A 21,736-nucleotide genomic window follows, 5' to 3' on the forward strand; every position below is an offset into this window, starting at 1 on the left:
AATTTTAAACTTTTTACTAAAAACCTTTTATAATTAAAACTAAAATGAAAATTGCAATTATAAGTTGTATAATTTCATATGCTAGTCCAGTCAAAGATTTTACTAAGTCTTTAGTATCACTATTCATATGTATTAACCATCCTTTGTTTGTTCTATAATGATATTATATCAAATTATACTAAAATATTCCTATAAATTAGGTTCACATTAAAAATACAAATACCTATAAACTACAATAACATATTTAAAAATATAAGTCTAGTAATAAATTATATAAATGGTAATATTTAATTATAGTGTATCTCGAGAGTACATGGTTTTATAAGGAAAATTAAAGTAAGAAGGAGAACTTAACAATGATAAAAGAAATAATCGAAAAAGATTTAATTACTTTTGAGTATCCTCCTGATGGTGGAAAAATATCTATTATTGATCCTTATGATGGATGTACAATTAAATGTCCTTATTGCTTTCAAATGACTGATAGTAATTGGAACAAGGATATAATTGTTAAATTAAATATGCCTGAATTAATAAAAAACAATTTAAATAATTGGAATAGAAAAGAAACTATATATATGGGTAGCAGATGTGATCCGTATCACGAGATTGAAAGAAAATATGAGTTGACAAGAAATTGCTTAATTGAACTAAATAAACTTAATATACCTATAATGATAACTACAAAAGCAGATTATGGTATTATCCTTAGAGATATGGATATTATAAAAAATTACAGTTCAAATATAACAATATTACTTGGTTTATCAAATCTAACTCAAATCCTTAATACAAATAAAAATGAAGTCATTGAAAATATTAATCTTGCTAATTATCTATGTAATCAAAAAATAAAGGTATGGACTTTTATAACTCCTGTATTGCCAGGGATTACAGATGTAGATGAAATTATAGATAATTTAAATAATACCATACCTGTATTCTTAGATAAATTGAGAATACAAAAAGATAGTGTTCAAATGAGAAAAATGCTTAGTTTTATACAAGCTAATTATCCTAAGCTATATGGCGAATATGAAAATCTTATAAATAATGATACAAATAAATATATTGATGAATTGAGAGATAAATATAAAGACAATACAAGGATAAAATTTGTATTTGATTAGTTTTATATTTAGTTAAGCTTGTAGATGAATGTGAAAAAAATATATTAACTTGGATTTTAATATAGCATATGTCAGTTTTTAAAAGATTTTATAAAGTAGTATGAGAGATTTCAAATACAACAATTTAAAATAATTATATGCTCCCTTTATAGTAAACAGTTAAAATATTAAAACTGTTTCTATATAAGGGAGGATTTTTATTATATGATGCTTATCTTTAGTATATTATTCGTTATTTTCTTAATACTAAAAGTAAAAGAAATATTTAAGCTAAAAATATTTTTTTAATTACAATTAAAATATTATAGGTATTGACTATCCTGCTACAGGATACTTTATTATAAAATATATGTTTGGCATAATCAAATTAGTAATATAATCAATTTAAGAAAGGACTGAGAACTAATATGAAACTAATATTAAAATATTTGAAAAATTACAAACTGCTAATTATTTTGAATGTAATTTCAGTATTTGGTTTTGCTTTGGTAGAACTTGGGATTCCAACCATTATGGCTGAAGTTATTGATAATGGTATAGCCAATAACGATATAACTTATATAAAGCAAAAAGGAATTTTAATAGCAATTATTTCTATTATAGGTGTTTTAGGTACAATATTACTTGGATATTGTTCATCTAAAATTTCAACTGGTTTAACTAGAGATATTAGAAATGATATTTTTAGGAAAGCACAAGAATATTCTCACAGTGAATATGATAAGTTTGGAGTATCTTCAATGATCACAAGAACTACAAATGATGCATATCAATTAATGCAATTTACAAACACACTCCTAAGAACTGCATTATTAACACCAGTTATGTTTGGAGTAAGTTTGTTTATGATACTTAAGACAAGTGTATCACTTTCTATAGTTCTTGCAATAACTGTACCATTTATAATACTTGGTGTAGTAGTTATTGCTAAATTATCTCATCCAATATCTGAAACGCAACAAAAAAGATTAGACAAACTTAATCGTATTTCTAGAGAGAATTTAACTGGGATAAGAGTTATAAGAGCATTTGGGAATGACGATCATGAAAGAGAAAGATTTATGGAAACAAATGAAGATTATGCTAATATATCAAAAAAGCTGTTTAAACTTATGGCAGCATCTCAACCAACATTTTTCTTTTTATTAAATATGGCGGTTCTAGCAATATTTTGGCTTGCAAGTAAAATGATAAATACAGAAACATTACAAGTTGGACAATTAATTGCATTTTTAGATTACTTGTTTCATTCAATGTTTTCTTTAATGTTATTTTCTATGATATTTATAATGTATCCAAAAGCGCAAGTTTCTGCAGATAGAATTGAGGAGCTATTAGATGCAGAGCCTCTTATAAAAAATCCTGAAAATGGTGTAAAAGATACTAAAATAAAAGGTGAAGTTGAATTCGATAATGTTACTTTTACTTATCCAGATGGTGAAGAACCTGTACTTAAAGATATATCATTTAAAGCTAGTAAAGGTCAAACTGTAGCCTTTATAGGTAGTACAGGTAGTGGTAAGTCAACACTTATAAATCTAATACCAAGATTTTATGATGTTACGGAAGGATGCATAAAAATTGATGGTATAGATGTAAGAAATTATGATTTAAAAGCACTAAGAAAAAAGATTGGATTTATTCCTCAAAAAACAAGATTATTTACAGGAAGTATAAATAGTAATATTAAATTTGGTAAAAAGAGTGCAACTAGCGGAGAAATTGAACATTCAGCAAAAGTGTCTCAAGCTTATGATTTTATTTCAAAGAAACCTAAGAAGTTTGAAGAGATGATAAGTGAGGGCGGATCTAATGTATCAGGTGGCCAAAAGCAAAGATTATCTATTGCAAGAGCTATAGTTAGAAAGCCCGAAATTTATATATTTGATGATAGTTTTTCTGCTTTAGATTTTAAAACAGATGCAACACTTAGAGCAAAGTTAAAAGAAGAAACAAAGGAATCTGTGGTTTTAATTGTTGCTCAAAGAATTGGATCTATTTTAGATGCTGATAAAATAATAGTATTAAATGAAGGTAAAGTAGTTGGCAGTGGAACTCACAAGGAACTTTTAAAAACTTGTGAAATATATCATGAAATTGCTTTATCACAACTTACAGAGGAGGAGTTAGCATAATGAAAAAATTTAAAGAAACAATAATAAAAATAGCTCCTTTTGTAAAACCATACAAGCTTCCATTTATTGGCGCTATTTTGTTTGTAATATTAGCAGCTATATTTACTGCTATTTCTCCAACAGTAGAAGGATTTATATTAACACAGTTAACAAAAGATTCTATAAATATAGCAAAAGGTATAGAAGGTGCTTCTGTAAACTTCAGTTATATTTTAAAAGTACTTATAATGCTTGCATTTATATATATAGCCAGTGTTTTATCTACTTATGCAGCAAGTTTTCTTTTGACTAATGCTATTCAAAATACTATGCGTGACTTAAGAAATTCTGTTCAAGATAAAATAAAGCGATTGCCAGTAAATTATTTTGATAGCAATAGCTATGGTGATGTATTAAGTAGAATTACAAATGATATTGATACAATATCTAATGCACTTCAACAAAGCTTTGTTCAAGTAATTAATGCGATTTTATCATTATCATTAGCTGTAATTATGATGTTTGTACTTAATGTAAAAATGGCATTAGTTGCAACACTTATAATACCTCTTAGTTATTTGGTATCTAAGTTTATAGTTTCTAAGTCACAAAATTTATTCATTGGTCAGCAAAAAGCCTTAGGTAAATTAAATGGTGAAGTTCAAGAAATGTATACTGGATTTAATGAGATAAAGCTTTATGGTAAACAAGACGATGTAATTAAAGAATTTGAAGATATTAATGAAGAGTTATGCCAGACAGGATTTAAGGCTCAATTTATTTCAAGTATAATGTCACCACTTATTTCACTAGTAACTTATTTAGGAATAGGTGTTATTGGTGTAATGGGAGCTGTTTTTGCTATAGCTGGTACTATAACAGTTGGTAATCTTCAAGCGTTTATACGTTATATATGGCAGATAAATCAACCACTTACTCAAGTAACTCAGTTGTCTTCTGCAATTCAATCAGCATTTGCTGCAATTGAGCGTGTATTTGAAATATTAAATGAAGAAGAGCAAATTCCAGATAAGGAAGATTCAATAAAAGTAGAAAATCCTAAAGGTAATGTTACATTTGAGCATGTTAAATTTGGATACTTTGAAGATAAACCTTTAATTAAGGACTTAAATGTAGAAGTTAAAAGTGGTCAAATGGTAGCTATAGTTGGGCCTACTGGAGCAGGTAAAACAACCTTAATAAATCTTCTTATGAGATTTTATGAGATACAAGGCGGTTCTATTAAGATAGATGGTGTAGATATAAGAGATATGAAAAGAGAAGATCTTCGCTCAATGTTTGGAATGGTTCTTCAAGATACTTGGTTGTTTAATGGAACAATAAATGAAAATATTGAATATGGAAGATTTGGAGCAAGAAAGGATGAAATAATTGAAGCAGCTAAAATAGCCAATGTTCATCACTTCATAAAAACACTTCCAGATGGGTATAATATGTTCTTAAATGAAGAAGCATCAAATATATCTCAAGGAGAAAAGCAGCTCCTTACAATTGCTAGAGCAATAATTTCAGACCCTGCTATTCTTATATTAGATGAAGCTACAAGCTCTGTTGATACAAGACTTGAATTAATGCTTCAAAACGCTATGAAAAATATAATGAAAGGCAGAACAAGTTTTGTTATTGCACATAGACTTTCAACTATAAGAAGTGCAGATTTAATTCTTGTAATAAATGATGGTAATATTATAGAGCAAGGAAATCATGAAGAGTTAATGGCTAAAGGTGGCTTCTATGAGCAACTTTATAATAGCCAGTTCGCAAATAAAAAAGCAAATTAAATCATTATGATGATAATCTCCAAACACCTTTTAGTAGATGTTTGGAGATTTTATTATAAAATATTATTAGTTCTAATATCATTATCTATAAATATAATCCGTGAGACTGCTTATGCTTAAGTAAGATTTTAAATAATTTATAAATTGAATTGCAGAATAATATTTGGCCTTTTACTTATACTAAAACTGATTTTTGATATAAATATGAGGTGGTATAATGCAACAAGAAAATAAATCCAATAGATTAATAAATGAAAAATCTCCATATCTCATTCAACATGCATATAACCCAATTAATTGGTATCCATGGGGAGAAGAAGCATTTGAAGATGCAAAGAAAGAAGATAAGCCTATATTTTTATCTATTGGCTATTCAACTTGTCACTGGTGCCACGTAATGGCACATGAAAGTTTTGAAGATGAAAATGTAGCTGCAATACTTAATAAATTTTTTATTTCAATAAAATTAGATAGAGAGGAAAGACCAGATGTTGATAGTGTTTATATGACTGTATGTCAGGCACTAACTGGTTCTGGTGGATGGCCATTAACCATTATAATGACTACAGACCAAAAACCATTTTTCGCAGGAACATATTTTCCAAAGACATCAAGATATGGTATGCCAGGATTAATTGAAATACTTGAATCAGTAGCTACACAGTGGAAGAATTCAAAAGAAAAATTAATTAATTCTAGTGATAATATATTAAAAGAACTTGGTAAATTCTTTGTATCCGAAAGTAATGATACTAAATTAAGTGAAAAGAACTTAAAAAATGGTTATAATCAGCTTTTAAAGAGCTTTGATATTAAATATGGTGGATTCTCACCTGCTCCAAAATTTCCGACACCACATAAGCTTATGTTTTTACTTAGATATTATAAGATGTATGATGAAACAAATGCACTTGAAATGGTAGAGACTACACTTGGGTCTATGTATAGAGGCGGATTATTTGATCATATAGGGTATGGATTCTCACGTTATTCAACAGATGATAAATATCTTGTTCCACACTTTGAAAAAATGCTTTATGATAATGCGCTTTTAGTAATAGCATACTTAGAAGCTTATGAAATAACTAAAAATCCGTTATATAAAGATATCTCAATAAAATCACTTGAATACGTATTTAGAGAATTAACAAGTAATGAGGGTGGGTTTTACTGTGCACAAGATGCAGATAGTGAAGGAGAAGAAGGAAAATACTATGTATTCACTCCAGATGAAATTAAAATAATTTTAGGCGAAGAAGATGGAAATTATTTTAATGAATATTATGATATAACTGACGAAGGAAATTTTGAAGGCAAAAGCATACCTAATTTAATAAAGAATAGTAATTATAATAAGAAAGATGAAAAAATAGACGTATTAGCACAAAATATTTTAGATTATAGAAATGAAAGATATTCCCTCCATAAAGATGATAAAATTCTCACTTCATGGAATGGTCTTATGATTGCTGCACTTTCTAAAGCGTATAAAGTACTTGAAGATGAAAAGTACTTAGAATATGCAAAAAAAGCTATCGATTTTATTTATAATAACTTAGTAGATTCTAAAGGAAGATTATTTGCAAGATATAGAGAAAAAGAAGCTAAATATAAGGCCATCTTAGATGACTATGCATTCCTAACTTATGGTCTTATAGAATTATATGAAAGTTCATATGAGATTTTATATTTAAAAAAAGCTATAGATCTTACAGAAGCAATGATAGATTTATTCTTTGATGAAAAGAATGCCGGCTTCTTCTTATATGGAAAAGATAGTGAAAAGCTTATTGCAAGGCCTAAAGAATTATTTGATGGAGCAATTCCTTCGGGAAATTCAGTAGCTGCTTATAATTTGATAAGACTTGCAAGAATAACTGGAAAGTCCTTATTTGAAGAAATAAGTAAAGATGTGCTTGATTATATAGCAGGATCAATAATTAGTGAAGAAATCAATCATTCCTTCTTCTTAATCGCTTCTTCTTTTGCATTAAATAAGACTAAAGAACTCATATGTGTTATTAAAGATGAAAGTGAAAAAGAAAAAATTAAAGATACTTTAAGCGACATGCAGGCATTTAATTTGACTGTGATAATAAAAAATGAAGAAAATAGTAGTGAGCTTGAAGAATTAATACCATATACCAAAGATTATACACTTAAAGATAATAAAGCCACTTATTATCTATGCGAAGGAAATTCGTGTTTTCCACCAACAAATAATTTAAATGAGATTTTAGCAAAATTTCATAAAATTAAATAAAACTATAAAATTCTAAATTTATTACTTTTTTAAGATAGTATAAATTTAGAATTTATTTATATATAATTAAATATATATAAATATTTATTCAATTTTCGCATTTTGGTGCTTTTTATAAAATTTCAAATTTTTTAATTTATATAAGTAGAGTGGTATTTATATGAATTTCTTATTAAGATAAGCTTTTTATTTATACATTAGAGGTGAGACAAATGGATATATACACAATTGGACATTCAAATTATCCTGTAGAAAGACTAATAGATATGTTAAAGCATTATAATATTGATACAGTAGTAGATATAAGAGGAACACCATATTCAAAATATAATGTTCAATATAATAAAGAAGTAATAGAACATACATTAAAAGAAGCAGGATTTATTTATATTTATATGGCTCCTGAACTTGCAGCAAAGAGAATAAATAAAATATCTTATAATGAAGAAGGTTATTCTGATTTTGAGAAAGTAGTAAATGAAGAATCATTTAAAAATGGAATACAAAGACTTAAAAATGGAGTTTTAAAAGGGTATAAAATCGCTTTACTTGGAGCAATGCAGGATCCAATAAGATGTCATAGAAGTATTTTAGTAGGAAGAGAACTCATAAAGTATGGATTTAATGTTAAGCATATTTTAGATGATTATAAGNAAGAAGGTTATTCTGATTTTGAGAAAGTAGTAAATGAAGAATCATTTAAAAATGGAATACAAAGACTTAAAAATGGAGTTTTAAAAGGGTATAAAATCGCTTTACTTGGAGCAATGCAGGATCCAATAAGATGTCATAGAAGTATTTTAGTAGGAAGAGAACTCATAAAGTATGGATTTAATGTTAAGCATATTTTAGATGATTATAAGTTAGCTTCTCAAAAAGACTTAGAGCAGAATTTGCTTGATAAATATTTTATGGATAGAAATCAAATCACAATAGATAATCTTCTTGGTAATAGTAAAAGTGAAGAAGAGTTGATTAAAGATGCATATAGATTAGCCAATAAAGAAATTGGATATAGAATTGAAAATTTAAAGTAATATATAAGCCGTATAAATAATAACGGATATTGATAATTCCCATATAATATATTTAGGATTAATAATTAAGGAACACATATGAACTTTTTATCAAAACTATTTATGAATAATAATGAAGAAAAAAATAAAAATACAGATAAAAATTCAAAACTTAGAAATGATAAAAATTATAATGAATCAGTACAAAATCTTGTTAATTCACAAAATTATTATAGTGCAACAGATTTTTTGATTTATGTGGATACAGATAACTTTAAGGTAAATATTTTTAAAGGAAAACAAAAAAACTGGATTATTCAAAAAAGCTTTTTATGTACAATAGGCAAAAAATCAACACCAACACCAAAAGGCACATTTTCAATAGGAGTTAAGGGATTATATTTTGGAGTTAATAAAGGATATAAGTGCTGGTATTATACAAGCTTTAAGGGTAACTATTTATTTCATTCCATAATATATAATTTAGATGGTTCAGTAAGAGATGGAAGACTTGGAATGGCTTTATCAGATGGATGCATAAGGCTTTCTAAAATAAATGCTAAATATATTTGGGATACAATACCTACAAAAACAAAAGTTATAATAGTTTAAATTAACGTCCTTATTAATTTTATTTAGTTAATAAGGACGTTAATTTTGTATATTTAAGTATTCTAGCCTATAGAAGTTTTCTGATAATTTTATCTATCATTCATTATAATTACTCAGTGAAAATATATCAGTAGTGATATATTTTTTATTATCACTGTTGATAATCTTATCAGTAGTGATATAATTGTTATAGAAAATTCTTTTAAGGAGGAAAACAAATGCAAAAGATAGCATTAATAACAGATAGTGCATCAGATATAAGTGTAGAATTACTAAAAGAAAATAATATAAAATTATTACCTTTTAGAGTTATATATAAGGATGGAGAAGAATATGAGGAGAGAATTGAATTAACATCTGAAATGATGTATGAACGTTTGGAGAAAGAAATTCCGACAACATCTCTTCCAAGTATAGAAAAAATCACAGATGCATTAAATGAAGCAGTTAAAGAAGGATATACACATGCAATTATAATAACAATATCACAGGCTTTATCAGGAACATATAATGCTTGTAGACTTGTATGTGAAGACTTTGAAGGACTTGAAACTTTTGTTTTTGATTCTAAAACATTAACTATGGCAGAAGGTGCTATGGTATTAAATGCTGCTAACATGATAAAAGAAAATAAAAGCTTTGAAGAAATAGTAGAAGCTCTTCCTAAATTAAGAGATAAAATAGATTTATTTTTTACAATAGATACGCTTGAATATCTTAAAAAGGGTGGAAGAATAGGAAAAGTAGCTGGAACAGTTGGGGAATTCTTAAATCTTAAACCAATTATAACTGTTGCAGATGATGGGGCATATAGAACTTACGCAAAAGCAAGAGGATCAAAGCAAGCTGTTTCAAAACTAATCAATATATTTAAATCATACGAAGGAAAAGGAAACTATAGAGTATGGGTTCTAGATGGTAATGGAAAAGATAAAGTTAAAATTCTATGTGACGGAATAAAAGAACTTCCTCATTGCAAGGAATGTATTTTTGCAGGAACAATAGCACCTTCACTTGGAATTAATACAGGTCCAGGACTTGTAGGATGTGCAATAGAAAAGGTAGATTAATTTATGAATGAAAAATTTAATTTTAGTGGAATTGAAGATATTGAAGCTGAAGAAAAAAGACTTTATGCCGAATATAAGAAAAAACTTAAAGAGCTAAAAAAAGTTAAAAAGGAAAAGAGTACAGGGACGCCTGTTTTTACTAAAGGTCTTCTTCCTATTTATGTTTTATACATATTATCTCTAGGTGCTACTAACGGTAACGAAATATCTCATAAAATAGGCCAAAGAACTAATGGCAAATGGGTTCCAAGCACAGGAGGAATATATCCTCTTTTAAAGAGATTAGAATCCGATGGTTTAATAGACGGTGAATGGGACGATTTAGACAAGAAATTTCAAAAGACCTATTCTTTAACAGAAAAAGGTTTTAAGGAATTCAAAAGCAAAAAGGTCATATTAAAATCAAAGATTGAAGAATCTTTGGATGTATTTAATATAATTTATAAAGACCTATATATAAAATAGAAATTTTAACTATATTAACTATATTAACTATATTACTTTTATAATCATAAAAATGATAATTCTTAACAAATGTTAGAATTATCATTTTTTATGTATTTTTAATGAAAATATTACATTTATAATATATAATAAAGTAAATTTATAAAATGCTTGGAGTTGATGATTTAAATTATGATAATTAGAGCTATGAATCTCGTGGATATATATTTTAAAGATAAAAAGGACAAAGGTGGGAATCCATATACAGAACATTTAATATATGTTATGCAAAATGTTGAAACAACTGAAGAAAAAGTAGTTGCGCTTCTTCATGATATTATGGAAGACACAGATATAACAGAAAAAGAAATTTCAGACGTTGGTATACAAAAAGTTTATATTGATGCTGTAAAAATTCTAACAAAGAAATCTTGTGAATCGTATGATCAGTATATAAACAGAATTATAAAAAGTAAAAATCAACTTGCTATTAATGTAAAGATAGTTGATTTAGAACACAACATGAATTTGGATAGACTTAAAATAATAACATCTAAAGATATGGTAAGAAATCATAAATATAAACAAGCGTATAATAAATTACTTCCTCTAAAGAAAGTTTTATAATAATTAATATTATATGTAACACTATATATTTAATTACTTATTTTTAGTATAATATAAAGGTTAATTGAAAAATAATAAATTTAAGTGAAGACGCTAAAAGGAGATTTAAAATTTGAGTAAAGTAATTGTTATAGGTGCGGGACCTGCAGGAATTATGGCTGCAATTCATGCTTCTAAAGAACATGAAGTAATACTTCTAGATGGTAATGAAAAGCTAGGTAGAAAACTTTTTATTACTGGTAAAGGAAGATGTAATGTTACTAATGCTAAGGATATATCAGAATTCTTTGATTATATACCAGGTAATCCTCATTTCTTATATAGTGCATTATATAGTTTTACTAATGAGGATACTATGAATTTTTTTGAAAATGAAGGAATAAAACTTAAAGTGGAAAGAGGAGACAGGGTTTTCCCAGAATCAGATAAATCTTCAGATATTATAAAAGGTTTATCAAATGCTTTAAGCAGAACTAATACAAAAATAAAATTAGGATGTAAGGTTACAGATATAAAAGTAAAGGATAAAAAGATTTCAGAAGTAGTAATAAACGATTCAGAAATATTAAAAGGCGATTATTTTATTATAGCAACTGGCGGAGCTTCATATCCTCTTACTGGTTCAAAAGGAGAAGGTCAAAATTTTGCAAAGAAACTTGGCCATAATATAGTTCCTTTAAGACCAGCTTTAGTTCCTATGGTAGTAAAAAATGCTGAAATAAAGGAACTTCAAGGATTATCATTAAGAAATGTAGAAGTTACCGTGAAAGAAAATGATAAAAAGGTAATATATAAGAACTTTGGTGAAATGTTATTTACTCACTTTGGAATATCAGGACCATTAATACTTACAGGAAGTAGATTTATAGAACCAAATAAAAATTATACAATACATATTGATTTAAAACCTGCATTAAATATAAGTGAATTAGATAAGAGAGTTCAAAAGGATTTTAAAACTTATATAAATAAAGATTTTAAAAACTCTTTAGATGATTTACTTCCACAAAAAATAATACCAATGATAATACGCAGAAGTAAAATCAATGAAAATAAAAAAGTTAATGAAATAACAAAAGAAGAAAGAAAAAATTTAGTAACTGTAATTAAAGACTTCTCTTTTGAACTAGATGGAGTAAGACCTCTTGCTGAAGGTATAGTTACACAAGGTGGAGTAGATATAAAAGAAATTGATCCATCTACAATGAAATCTAGAATTGTAGAGAATTTATCTTTTTGTGGAGAAGTAATGGATGTAGATGCATTTACTGGCGGGTATAATGTTCAGATAGCTTTTTCAACAGGATTTATAGCAGGAACTAATATTTAAATTCATAAACATTGTTTTTAGGTGATATGAGAAATCTAATTTTAGAGTGGTAATAAATGAAACCCTTGTTTGAGACATTAAAAAATTATATAATCATATTGTAGTCTTAAAATCAGATAATGAAATGAGGAGAAATTTAGTGAAGATAGCAGTTGCAATAGACGGACCAGCAGGTGCAGGTAAAAGTACTATAGCAAAGCTTGTAGGCAAAGAGTTTAATCTTATGTACATAAATACAGGCGCTATGTATAGAGCTGTGGCATTAAAATCTAAAGAAAATAATTTAGGTCCCGAGAAAATAAATGGAATTTGTTCTTTAATAAATACGATGGAAATGCATTTTGAAAATGATGATTTAATATTAAATGGTATAAATATTCAAGATGTAATAACAACACCTGAAATAAGTAATATAGTATCTAATTATGCAAGCATAAAACAGGTGCGAGAAAAGCTTGTAAAACTTCAAAGAGATATGTCTGAAAAATATGATGTTATTATGGATGGAAGAGACATTGGAACTGTAGTTCTTAAGGATGCTCCATTTAAATTCTTTTTAACAGCAAGTCCGGAGGAAAGAGCAAATAGAAGATTTAAAGAATTACAAAACAAAAATATAGAATGTAATTACGATCAAATACTAGAAGACATAAAAAAGAGAGACTATATAGATTCTCATAGAGAAACTGACCCATTAAAAAAAGCAGACGATGCTATTGAAATTGATAGTACTAATCTTGATATTAGTGGAGTTGTTGATGTTATTTGTGAGAACATAAGAAAAAGTATCGATAGATAAGGAGTACTATCATGATAGAGATAAAGCTCGCAAATAGTGCAGGTTTTTGTTTTGGAGTTTCTAAAGCAGTAAATGAAGCATTACAAGTTCAAAAAAAATATAATAAAAAAATATATACATTAGGTCCTTTAATTCATAATAATGATGTCGTTAAGTATTTAGAGGAAAATAATATATATTCAATAAGTCTAGAAGAAATAGACAGTTTAAACAGTGGTGATGTGATTGTTATAAGATCTCATGGCGTTTCTGAAAGTGTATTTAATTTACTTAATGAAAAAGGTTTAGAAGTAGTTAATGGAACTTGTCCTTTTGTGACAAATATTCAAAAAAAGGTTAAGAAATATTCAAAAGAAGGTTATCATATAGTAATATTAGGTGATAAAGATCATCCCGAAGTCATAGGAATTAATGGGTGGTGTGATAATAAAGCTATTATTACTAAAGATGGTGAATTTGAAGATAAGATACCTCAAAAGGTTTGCTTAGTATCTCAAACAACTGAGAAATTAAAAAACTGGGAAAATACACTTAAAAGCTTAAGTGGCGTTAAGGAGCTTTTAACATTTAACACAATATGTGCTGCTACAGATGTAAGACAGCGAAGTGCTGAAAAATTATCTAAAGAAGTTGACGCCATGATAGTAGTTGGAGGTAAGAATAGTTCTAATACAACAAAACTATACCAAATAGCAAAAGATAATTGCGCAAAAACAATACATGTTGAAAATGTAAAGGAACTGCCAAAAGATTTTATTAATAATAATATAGAAAAAATAGGAGTTACGGCTGGTGCTTCAACACCAGATTGGATTATTAAGGAGGTACTAGATATAATGAATACAGAAAACAATAATTTTGAGGATCAATTATCATTAATGGATGAACTAGATAAAAGATTTAAAATAGGTGATGAAATTGAAGGCGAAATTCTTTCAAAAACTAGGGATTCTTTAATTGTATCACTTATAGGATATAAAAGTGATGGAGTTATTCCATTCTCAGAATTATCAGCAAAAGAAGATCCGATAGCAGTATCAGAGAAATTAAATGTTGGTGACAATATAAAAGCTAAAGTAATAAAACTACAAAATAGTGATGGATATGTTGTTTTATCAAGATTAGAATATGAAAGAGAAGAAGCCTTCAAAGAATTAGAAACTTTATTCAATGAAAAAACTACATTTGAATTAAAAATATCTAATGCTCAAGAAAAAGGATTGGTAGCAAACTTTAAAGGCGTTAGAGTCTTTATACCTGCTTCACAAATAGATATAAAATTTACTGAAAACAAAGAAGAATATATAGGAAAAACAATTGAAGTTAGGTTAATAGATTTTTCTGCAAAGAATCCAGTTAAAGTTGTTGCTTCAAGAAGAGTGTTATTAGAAGAAGCAAGAAATGTAGTTGAGTCTAAAGCATGGGAAAAATTTAACTTAGGCGATGTAGTTAAAGGTGAAGTTAAAAGATTTACAAACTTCGGTGCTTTCGTTGAAATAAATGGCGTAGATGGACTATTACACCTATCTCAAATTTCTTGGAATCATGTTAAAAATATAAAAGATATATTAAAAGAAGGTCAAATTATTGATGTTAAAATAATTGACTTAGATAAAGAAAATAAAAAGTTATCATTAAGTATGAAAGAACTTATGCCAAAGCCATGGGAAAATGTTAAAGAAAAATATCCAGAAGATTCTATAGTATTAGGTAAAGTAGTAAGATTAAATGATTTTGGTGCTTTCGTTGAATTAGAACCTGGTGTAGATGGATTAGTTCATATATCAAAGATTTCTCATAGTAGAATTAATCATCCAAAAGAAGCTTTAACTATAGGTGAAGAAATAAAAGCTAAAATTTTAAGCGTTGATGAAGAAAATAAAAGAATAGCTTTAAGCATAAAAGATGCTGAATAATTAATATTTAGGCTGTGTATATAATATAAATTTGTATACACAGTTTTTTTGCTTTCATTTTAATTTTATTGTATGCATGGTATAATTTATATAAGGTTTAGAAATGAGGACGGTTATATGGTTGAAGTTGAGAAGTTATCGATTTTTAATATAGATATTTTTAGAGAGTTGTATGATGGTAAAGATAACTCATATATTTGTGATAAGACATTTTTTGAAGCATATGATAATGAACCTTTTATAGTAAAATTTATTTTAAGGAAACAAGTTAAGTTATTTAAACTCAATGAAAAGTATATAGGCTATATATGGCATGAATATCCTGCTTCTAAAAATTTGCCATGTAATATATATTCGTTATATGTTAAAGAGGAATATATAGATTGTATTAAGCCAGAATTTCTTGATTCTCTTAATATTGATTCTTTTAAAATTGATATTAGAGATAATCCAAAAAACTTAGAGCTAATAAAAAAATTAAATTTTACTCTTCTTTCTGAAACGTTGTTAATGAAATTGGATGCTTATAATCCTATGCTTAACATAAATAATAATTTGATTTTTGAACATTTTAAAAAAAATAAGCATGAAAATCTTAGATGCGAATTGCAAAATCTTATTTTTGATAATAAAGACAGAATCCCATTATCAGTGTCAGATATATTGGCTGAAGAAGAAGAGAAATACTATTTGGATGATTTTTGCGTGTTTATTGCAATTGATTCATGCACACCTATAGGTTATGGACAGGTTATTTTAAACAGAGGTAAATATACTATTGTCAATTTAGGAGTAATTAAAGAACATAGAGGAATGAGATATGGAGAAGAACTATTAAAATATCTTATAAATTTATGTATATGCAAAAATATAAGTGAAATATATATACGTGTAGATAAAAATAATATTCCGGCTTTAAGATTATATACTAAGCTTGGATTTAGAGAATATAGTTCATATTCTGTTTGGAACTCATAGTTAATAATAAAGTACAAAAGTTATGTTGATTATTATAATTAGGAATATATAAAATAAAGACTGTTAATATGCAGTCTTTATTTTATATACTAAATTTGTTATAATACAACGTGACAATGTAAAAATGGAGGAAAAACAATAATGAGTTTAGATAGAGAAATTAAAAGTAAATTATATTTTATTGAAACATGGGGCTGTCAAATGAATGAAGAAGATTCAGAAAAGCTTTCTGGAATGCTTAAAACTCAAGGATATACCCCTACTGAAAATAGAGATGAAGCATCTATAGTTATATTTAATACTTGCTGTGTAAGAGAAAATGCTGAAAATAAAGTTTTCGGAAATTTAGGGATGCTTAAAAAGCAAAAAGAAAAAAATCCTGATTTAATAATTGCCTTATGCGGATGTATGATGCAGCAAAAGGGGATGGCAGATGAAATTTTAAAAAGATTCCCATACGTCGATATAATTTTTGGAACACATAATTCTTATAAATTCCCTGAATACTTACATAGGGTTCAAACTGATGGAGTACAAATAAAAGAAATATTTGATAAAGAAGCTGAAATAGTAGAAGGAGTTCCGATAGACAGAAAATCTAGCGTAAAAGCTTTTGTTACTATAATGTACGGATGCAATAATTTCTGTACATATTGTGTAGTTCCATTTGTTAGAGGAAGAGAAAGAAGTAGAAAGCCGGAAGATATAATAAAAGAGATAAAAGAATTAGTAGCACAAGGGTATAAGGAAGTTACTTTACTTGGTCAAAACGTAAATTCTTATGGTAAGGGCCTAGAAGAAGAAATATCTTTCGCAGATCTTTTAAGAAGAATCAATGAAATAGACGGACTTGAAAGAATTAGATTTATGACATCTCATCCTAAGGACTTAAATATAGAGGTAATTCACGCTATAAGAGATTGTGATAAACTATGCGAACAAATCCATTTACCAGTACAAAGTGGTTCAGATGCTATTTTAAAAGTAATGAACAGACACTATACTAAGGAATACTATTTAGATCTTGCAAAGAAGATAAGAGAGGAAATTCCAGATGTAACTTTTACAACTGATATAATTGTTGGATTCCCTGGTGAAACCGAAGAAGATTTCTTAGAAACAATTGACCTAGTTAAAAAAGTTCAATATGATTCAGCGTTTACTTTCATTTATTCAAGAAGAAATCATACACCTGCTGATAGAATGGAAAATCAAATTCCTGATGATATTAAGCATGACAGATTTAATAGACTTGTAGAAGTTGTTAATGAAGGTATTGTTGCAAGTAATAAAGCAGCAGAAGGAAAAGTTTATGAAGTGTTAGTTGAAGGAACAAGTAAAAATGATGAAACTAAGCTAACAGGTAGAACTAGAAATGGTAAACTTGTAAACTTTGATGGATGCAAAGAAATGATAGGAAAGCTAGTTAATGTTAAGATAGTTGAAGCTAAATCATTCTCTTTAGTTGGTGAAATTATAAAATAAATATAAAAAATTAAAAGTAATCATAGATTATAACAAATATTTTGTTGTAATCTATGATTTTTTACTTATGATGAAATTCAACCTTTTTAATAAAAGTGCTATTTTTATCTTCTGAGAACAAATGTTCTAAAGTATAAAAATAAGCATTTTAAAAGCAAGAGTGAAACTTTAAATTCATAAGCATTGTTTTTAGGTGATATGAGAAATCTAATTTTAGAGTGGTAATAAATGAGACCCTTGTTTGAAACATTAAAAAATTATATAATCATATATATTAATGTTAAACTCTTCAGAGCCATATATTAATTTATAATTATTTATCATTAATAAGCATATCAATCATTCGCTTAGGATTATCAAAGAAAGATCTCATGATTTGATAATGGTCGGTTTCATCATAATCACAATTTCTTATATTATTATCTTTAATCTCATATATTATTGAATCAAGATAAGCCATAATAATAGATATCAATTTTAAATTCCTCCTAAAACTACTATAGATAGTTTATTATATTAATTTATATTAAAAAGTAACTGTTTTTACTTTCAGAACATTTGTTCTAAAACCATAAAACAGTCACTTTTGATTTTATTTAATTATATCTATGAAAGTACAGTCAATAACATTCTCTAGATCTTTTGGATTCATCTCGATTTGAGCGCCTATTTTTCCGGCGCTAAAAACTATTGTAGAATGCTCTAATGCACTTTCTTGAACAAATGTCCTAAATGCTTTTTTCATGCCTATAGGAGAGCAGCCGCCTCTTATATATCCTGTAATTTTATTTATATCTTTTACATGAATCATTTCAATATTCTTTTCACCTGCAGCTTTTGCAGCCTTTTTCATATCTAATTCTTTAGCAACAGGAATAACATATACAAAAAAATCTTTTGAATGACCTTGTGTTACTAGTGTTTTAAAAACAGAACTTACATCCTTATTTATCTTATGAGCAACAGCAACTCCATCTATTTTTCCATCTTTATTTTCATAACTATGAGTAGTGTATTCTACATTTTTACTATCTAGTATTCTCATAGCATTTGTTTTACTTTCTTTAGCCATCTTTGAATCCTCCTATGTATAACAAACTATGACTATTATACCATAATATAAAGCATTTATTTTATGGATAATAATAAAAGTTAACATTTCTGAATACGAAAATAAATCCCTATTTACAATAAAATACATCAAAATTGCTCCCTCTGTTTTTACGTATATTTATCTGAAAATTCATTATTTTTTAAATATTTTTGAAATTATGTGTTTTTAAATTACATAAATAGAATATTATATAAAAAATATATAATAATTAAATTATAAGTAAATATAGTATTATATTGATTAATATTACAGGGTTTTTATTTTAAAATTGTATTTAAATTCAATTTCGTTTGTGTTGAAAAAATAAATTTTAAAAATATATAAAACTAGTAAAAGGATGTTTTCTTAATTTTGAAATTTAATTTTTATAATAAAAATGATTAAATGATATTACTAAGATAAAGTTATTTAAGAATAAAAGCCTGGAAAAAATAACCAAATAATTGAGCTCAACCACACTTTTATTAATTGAGAATAAAAGTGATCTAAATGAGAAAAAATATAAAAAATAAGAATTTTATAAATAAGTTCAAGTTAGTTTGTTAAAAACATTGCACAAATATTTCGGGAGAATTTTTTGCTAAGAATAAATAATGGAAATTTTGCTTTGCTCAGTATTAAAAAGTGAAGATTGATAAAAGTTATATATATGATGGCTAATAAAATATACAGAAACCACTCTCAAAACGCTCAGAAATTATTTCGGGAAATATACATTTCCCGAAATAATTGATTAAAAATGAGTTTATTGGTATAATATATACAAGCTTAGTAAATTTGCAAGCTAGAAATATATTATTATATGAGGTTATGATTATTATGGGAATGAATTTTGATATAAACGAATTTAAAAACGAGAATTTACCGGAATCAGTTGTTGATTTTTTGAACTATTTAGAAACAATAAAAAATAAGTCCGATAACACAATTGAAGCATATAAAAAAGATTTGACTATATTTTTTAGATTTATGCTTTTGTATAAAGGGTATGTTGATCAAAAAAAGGTAGAATTCGATGAGATAGATATAAGATCCGTTGATAATTCTTTTATAAAAGGAATAAAATTAAGAGATTTATACGCCTTTATGTCTTTTATAGAAAAATACAGAGGAAATAGCGCCTACTCTCGTGCTAGAAAGGTCGCGACATTGAAATCTTATTTTAAATTTTTAACTGGTAAAGCAAAAATAATAGATGAAAATCCTACTTTAGAACTTGAATCACCTAAAATAAACAAAAGACACCCTGTTTATTTAACTTTAAATCAGAGTTTGGAACTATTAAAATCCTTAGATACAACAAATAAAAACTATGCTAGAGATTATTGCATTCTGACTCTGTTTTTAAATTGTGGTATGCGTTTATCTGAGCTATGCAACATCCAAATAAGTAAAATTAAAAATGACACTTTAACAATCATAGGTAAAGGAAATAAAGAACGAACCGTTTACTTAAATGATGCATGTTTAAAATCTATAGATAATCTTTTGAAAACACGTGATGATTCTAAAGTTTCTGGCGAATATAAAAATTACTTGTTCCTTTCGAATCGTGGAACTCCTATAAATCAACGAACAGTTGAAATAATGATAAAAAAACATATAACAAATGCTGGTTTTACTGATGAAAAATACACGCCACATAAACTCAGGCATACTGCTGCCACTTTAATGTACAAGTATGGAAATGTAGATATTAGAAGTCTGCAAAATATTTTAGGACATACTAATATATCAACTACACAGATTTATACCCATGTAGATGATGATACTTTAAGAGATGCAGTAAAATCAAATCCTTTAGCAAAATTATAATATATAAAACACCACATAAATCTTGTGAATTTATGCGGTGTTTTACTTTGTTAAATTAAAATTATACTATTTATATAAGAAAAAGTTTTATTATATTATTGGATTACCATATCTTGTATTAAACTCGTTAATATAAGATTGATCATTGCCTTCATAAACGATTAAAGTATTTCCGTTAGTATAATAATGCGGTTTTTCACTGTATACAACTTCACCATCGACAGATAAACCATCAGAAGATATTCTGGCCACATCTGCATTTAAGGCATCTTTTGAATCGTATTCATAAACTCTAACTAATTTATCTCCTGCATAATAATCAGTTTCATTTCCTTTAAACTTATCCCAATGTGTTTCTGCTGATTCTTTTAAATCATGTCCTGCGTTTACAATGTCGTCTTTGAAGTTTATAGCTGTATATTTTATATCTTTGCCAACATCTTTTACACCTTCAACTACTCCTTCAGCACTTTCTTTTAGTCCTTCTCCTACTTTAGCTACATCTTCTTTTACACCATCTGTATTGTTTGTGGTATTATTAGTAGTATTAGAACCACATCCATATATCACTGATGCAGATGATAATAATGTCATTAAAGCTAATGCAATAACAAACTTTCTTCTCATTTTTTATCTCTCCTTTCTAAATATCTAACTTCATATTTAGTATGTCGTTTAATGGTTTCATATATACATAAAATAAAAATCACAAGATAATAACTATCTTGTGATTTTAAACTATTCGTTAATCTTCTTTTTTAACTTTCTTACACCTGGATAAATTTCTTCTGTAAGTTCATCTATATCTTCCTCGTTTAACGAAACATTATCGAGATATTCTATATGATCAAAAGCATCTTCATACTCTGTACTTTCGTCGTTTATATAATCATCTTCAGAGAAATTAACTTCTTCTTTAAACTTCTTATATATATCCATTAAATTAAGGTTTTGAGCCTTTATTTCTTCTAAATCCTCTTGGCTTAATGTAGACTTTATTTCTTCTAAAAATTCTTCTTCAAGAATTTCGTTTTCTTCTTGGGTTTTTGCGATATCTTCTATCTTAATAGCTCTAACATCTACTCCATCCATTTCTAAGCACTTTCCACAATTATCACAAATTTTATTTTCATAAATATCACAATAATCATCATCTGTATATTTAAATGCCATAATAACAAATTACTCCTTTCACTTTGAAGTCATTGTTTTATTATAACA

19 protein-coding genes are annotated in these 21,736 nt (G+C 27.0%); 15 read left to right on the plus strand and 4 right to left on the minus strand.

Features of this window, described 5'->3' with window-relative positions:
- The first annotated feature begins 356 nt into the window (after nucleotides 1-356).
- The 14 genes from BN2920_RS11940 to miaB all read left to right on the plus strand — a co-directional run bounded on the left by BN2920_RS11940 (nucleotide 357) and on the right by miaB (nucleotide 17,586).
- Entirely contained in the window at nucleotides 357-1,130 is a 774-nt protein-coding gene (locus BN2920_RS11940; protein ID WP_058295234.1) for a radical SAM protein, read from the plus strand.
- 407 nt (nucleotides 1,131-1,537) lie between these two features.
- Entirely contained in the window at nucleotides 1,538-3,265 is a 1,728-nt protein-coding gene (locus BN2920_RS11945) for an ABC transporter ATP-binding protein (RefSeq protein ID WP_058295235.1), read from the plus strand.
- Nucleotides 3,265-5,046 carry an ABC transporter ATP-binding protein gene (locus BN2920_RS11950; RefSeq protein WP_058295236.1) on the plus strand — a complete coding sequence of 594 codons (1,782 nt, stop codon included), beginning with the start codon at nucleotides 3,265-3,267 and terminating at the stop codon, nucleotides 5,044-5,046. Before BN2920_RS11945 ends, BN2920_RS11950 begins: the two co-directional genes overlap by 1 nt.
- Nucleotides 5,047-5,263: 217 nt before the next feature.
- A complete protein-coding gene (locus tag BN2920_RS11955) occupies nucleotides 5,264-7,309 on the plus strand; it encodes a thioredoxin domain-containing protein (protein WP_058295237.1) in 2,046 nt (681 codons plus the stop codon).
- 212 nt (nucleotides 7,310-7,521) lie between these two features.
- Nucleotides 7,522-8,346, plus strand: coding sequence for a DUF488 domain-containing protein (locus tag BN2920_RS22615; protein ID WP_083498774.1), 825 nt, complete (start codon nucleotides 7,522-7,524; stop codon nucleotides 8,344-8,346).
- A gap of 102 nt (nucleotides 8,347-8,448) precedes the next feature.
- A complete protein-coding gene (locus tag BN2920_RS11965; protein WP_230131942.1) occupies nucleotides 8,449-8,937 on the plus strand; it encodes a L,D-transpeptidase in 489 nt (162 codons plus the stop codon).
- Nucleotides 8,938-9,155: 218 nt separating this feature from the next.
- Entirely contained in the window at nucleotides 9,156-10,007 is an 852-nt protein-coding gene (locus BN2920_RS11970) for a DegV family protein (protein ID WP_058295239.1), read from the plus strand.
- Nucleotides 10,008-10,010: 3 nt separating this feature from the next.
- Nucleotides 10,011-10,472, plus strand: coding sequence for a PadR family transcriptional regulator (locus BN2920_RS11975; RefSeq protein WP_058295240.1), 462 nt, complete (start codon nucleotides 10,011-10,013; stop codon nucleotides 10,470-10,472).
- Nucleotides 10,473-10,643: 171 nt separating this feature from the next.
- The gene (locus BN2920_RS11980) at nucleotides 10,644-11,078 is read left to right on the plus strand and encodes a hypothetical protein (protein ID WP_058295241.1); all 435 of its coding nucleotides are present in this window, start codon (nucleotides 10,644-10,646) and stop codon (nucleotides 11,076-11,078) included.
- Nucleotides 11,079-11,190: 112 nt separating this feature from the next.
- Nucleotides 11,191-12,408 carry a BaiN/RdsA family NAD(P)/FAD-dependent oxidoreductase gene (locus BN2920_RS11985; protein WP_058295242.1) on the plus strand — a complete coding sequence of 406 codons (1,218 nt, stop codon included), beginning with the start codon at nucleotides 11,191-11,193 and terminating at the stop codon, nucleotides 12,406-12,408.
- 139 nt (nucleotides 12,409-12,547) lie between these two features.
- Nucleotides 12,548-13,207, plus strand: a complete 660-nt coding sequence (cmk, locus tag BN2920_RS11990; RefSeq protein WP_058295243.1) for a (d)CMP kinase — start codon at nucleotides 12,548-12,550, stop codon at nucleotides 13,205-13,207.
- Between the two features lie 11 nt (nucleotides 13,208-13,218).
- Nucleotides 13,219-15,123 carry a bifunctional 4-hydroxy-3-methylbut-2-enyl diphosphate reductase/30S ribosomal protein S1 gene (locus tag BN2920_RS11995; protein WP_058295244.1) on the plus strand — a complete coding sequence of 635 codons (1,905 nt, stop codon included), beginning with the start codon at nucleotides 13,219-13,221 and terminating at the stop codon, nucleotides 15,121-15,123.
- Nucleotides 15,124-15,240: 117 nt separating this feature from the next.
- Nucleotides 15,241-16,101, plus strand: a complete 861-nt coding sequence (locus tag BN2920_RS12000; protein WP_058295245.1) for a GNAT family N-acetyltransferase — start codon at nucleotides 15,241-15,243, stop codon at nucleotides 16,099-16,101.
- A gap of 141 nt (nucleotides 16,102-16,242) precedes the next feature.
- On the plus strand, nucleotides 16,243-17,586 hold the full coding sequence (gene miaB, locus BN2920_RS12005; RefSeq protein ID WP_058295246.1) for a tRNA (N6-isopentenyl adenosine(37)-C2)-methylthiotransferase MiaB: 1,344 nt from the start codon (nucleotides 16,243-16,245) through the stop codon (nucleotides 17,584-17,586).
- 313 nt (nucleotides 17,587-17,899) lie between these two features.
- Here miaB and BN2920_RS21415 read toward each other — a convergent pair whose 3' ends face one another.
- Nucleotides 17,900-18,061: a hypothetical protein gene (locus BN2920_RS21415; protein ID WP_157065777.1), complete on the minus strand. Its 162-nt coding sequence runs from the start codon at nucleotides 18,059-18,061 to the stop codon at nucleotides 17,900-17,902.
- A 117-nt stretch (nucleotides 18,062-18,178) separates the two neighbouring features.
- On the minus strand, nucleotides 18,179-18,658 hold the full coding sequence (gene ybaK, locus BN2920_RS12010; protein ID WP_058295247.1) for a Cys-tRNA(Pro) deacylase: 480 nt from the start codon (nucleotides 18,656-18,658) through the stop codon (nucleotides 18,179-18,181).
- 867 nt (nucleotides 18,659-19,525) lie between these two features.
- On the opposite strand from ybaK, the gene BN2920_RS12015 reads away from it, so the two are divergent.
- Entirely contained in the window at nucleotides 19,526-20,515 is a 990-nt protein-coding gene (locus tag BN2920_RS12015) for a tyrosine recombinase XerC (RefSeq protein WP_058296907.1), read from the plus strand.
- Between the two features lie 90 nt (nucleotides 20,516-20,605).
- Here BN2920_RS12015 and BN2920_RS12020 read toward each other — a convergent pair whose 3' ends face one another.
- Together BN2920_RS12020 and BN2920_RS12025 are read right to left on the minus strand one after the other, a co-directional pair.
- Entirely contained in the window at nucleotides 20,606-21,142 is a 537-nt protein-coding gene (locus BN2920_RS12020) for a hypothetical protein (RefSeq protein ID WP_058295248.1), read from the minus strand.
- Nucleotides 21,143-21,253: 111 nt separating this feature from the next.
- The gene (locus tag BN2920_RS12025) at nucleotides 21,254-21,688 is read right to left on the minus strand and encodes a hypothetical protein (protein WP_058295249.1); all 435 of its coding nucleotides are present in this window, start codon (nucleotides 21,686-21,688) and stop codon (nucleotides 21,254-21,256) included.
- Nucleotides 21,689-21,736: the final 48 nt, after the last annotated feature.

Source organism: Clostridium neonatale, assembly GCF_001458595.1.
Lineage (GTDB): Bacteria > Bacillota > Clostridia > Clostridiales > Clostridiaceae > Clostridium > Clostridium neonatale.

What these genes read in the sequence shown, in the direction of transcription:
- BN2920_RS11940 (WP_058295234.1), top strand. Translation starts at nt 357, where the DNA reads ATGATAAAAGAAATAATCGAAAAAGATTTAATTACTTTTGAGTATCCT.
- BN2920_RS11945 (WP_058295235.1), top strand. Translation starts at nt 1,538, where the DNA reads ATGAAACTAATATTAAAATATTTGAAAAATTACAAACTGCTAATTATT.
- BN2920_RS11950 (WP_058295236.1), top strand. Translation starts at nt 3,265, where the DNA reads ATGAAAAAATTTAAAGAAACAATAATAAAAATAGCTCCTTTTGTAAAA.
- BN2920_RS11955 (WP_058295237.1), top strand. Translation starts at nt 5,264, where the DNA reads ATGCAACAAGAAAATAAATCCAATAGATTAATAAATGAAAAATCTCCA.
- BN2920_RS11965 (WP_230131942.1), top strand. Translation starts at nt 8,449, where the DNA reads ATGAATAATAATGAAGAAAAAAATAAAAATACAGATAAAAATTCAAAA.
- BN2920_RS11970 (WP_058295239.1), top strand. Translation starts at nt 9,156, where the DNA reads ATGCAAAAGATAGCATTAATAACAGATAGTGCATCAGATATAAGTGTA.
- BN2920_RS11975 (WP_058295240.1), top strand. Translation starts at nt 10,011, where the DNA reads ATGAATGAAAAATTTAATTTTAGTGGAATTGAAGATATTGAAGCTGAA.
- BN2920_RS11980 (WP_058295241.1), top strand. Translation starts at nt 10,644, where the DNA reads ATGATAATTAGAGCTATGAATCTCGTGGATATATATTTTAAAGATAAA.
- BN2920_RS11995 (WP_058295244.1), top strand. Translation starts at nt 13,219, where the DNA reads ATGATAGAGATAAAGCTCGCAAATAGTGCAGGTTTTTGTTTTGGAGTT.
- BN2920_RS12000 (WP_058295245.1), top strand. Translation starts at nt 15,241, where the DNA reads ATGGTTGAAGTTGAGAAGTTATCGATTTTTAATATAGATATTTTTAGA.
- miaB (WP_058295246.1), top strand. Translation starts at nt 16,243, where the DNA reads ATGAGTTTAGATAGAGAAATTAAAAGTAAATTATATTTTATTGAAACA.
- ybaK (WP_058295247.1), bottom strand. Translation starts at nt 18,658, where the DNA reads ATGGCTAAAGAAAGTAAAACAAATGCTATGAGAATACTAGATAGTAAA.
- BN2920_RS12015 (WP_058296907.1), top strand. Translation starts at nt 19,526, where the DNA reads ATGAATTTTGATATAAACGAATTTAAAAACGAGAATTTACCGGAATCA.
- BN2920_RS12020 (WP_058295248.1), bottom strand. Translation starts at nt 21,142, where the DNA reads ATGAGAAGAAAGTTTGTTATTGCATTAGCTTTAATGACATTATTATCA.
- BN2920_RS12025 (WP_058295249.1), bottom strand. Translation starts at nt 21,688, where the DNA reads ATGGCATTTAAATATACAGATGATGATTATTGTGATATTTATGAAAAT.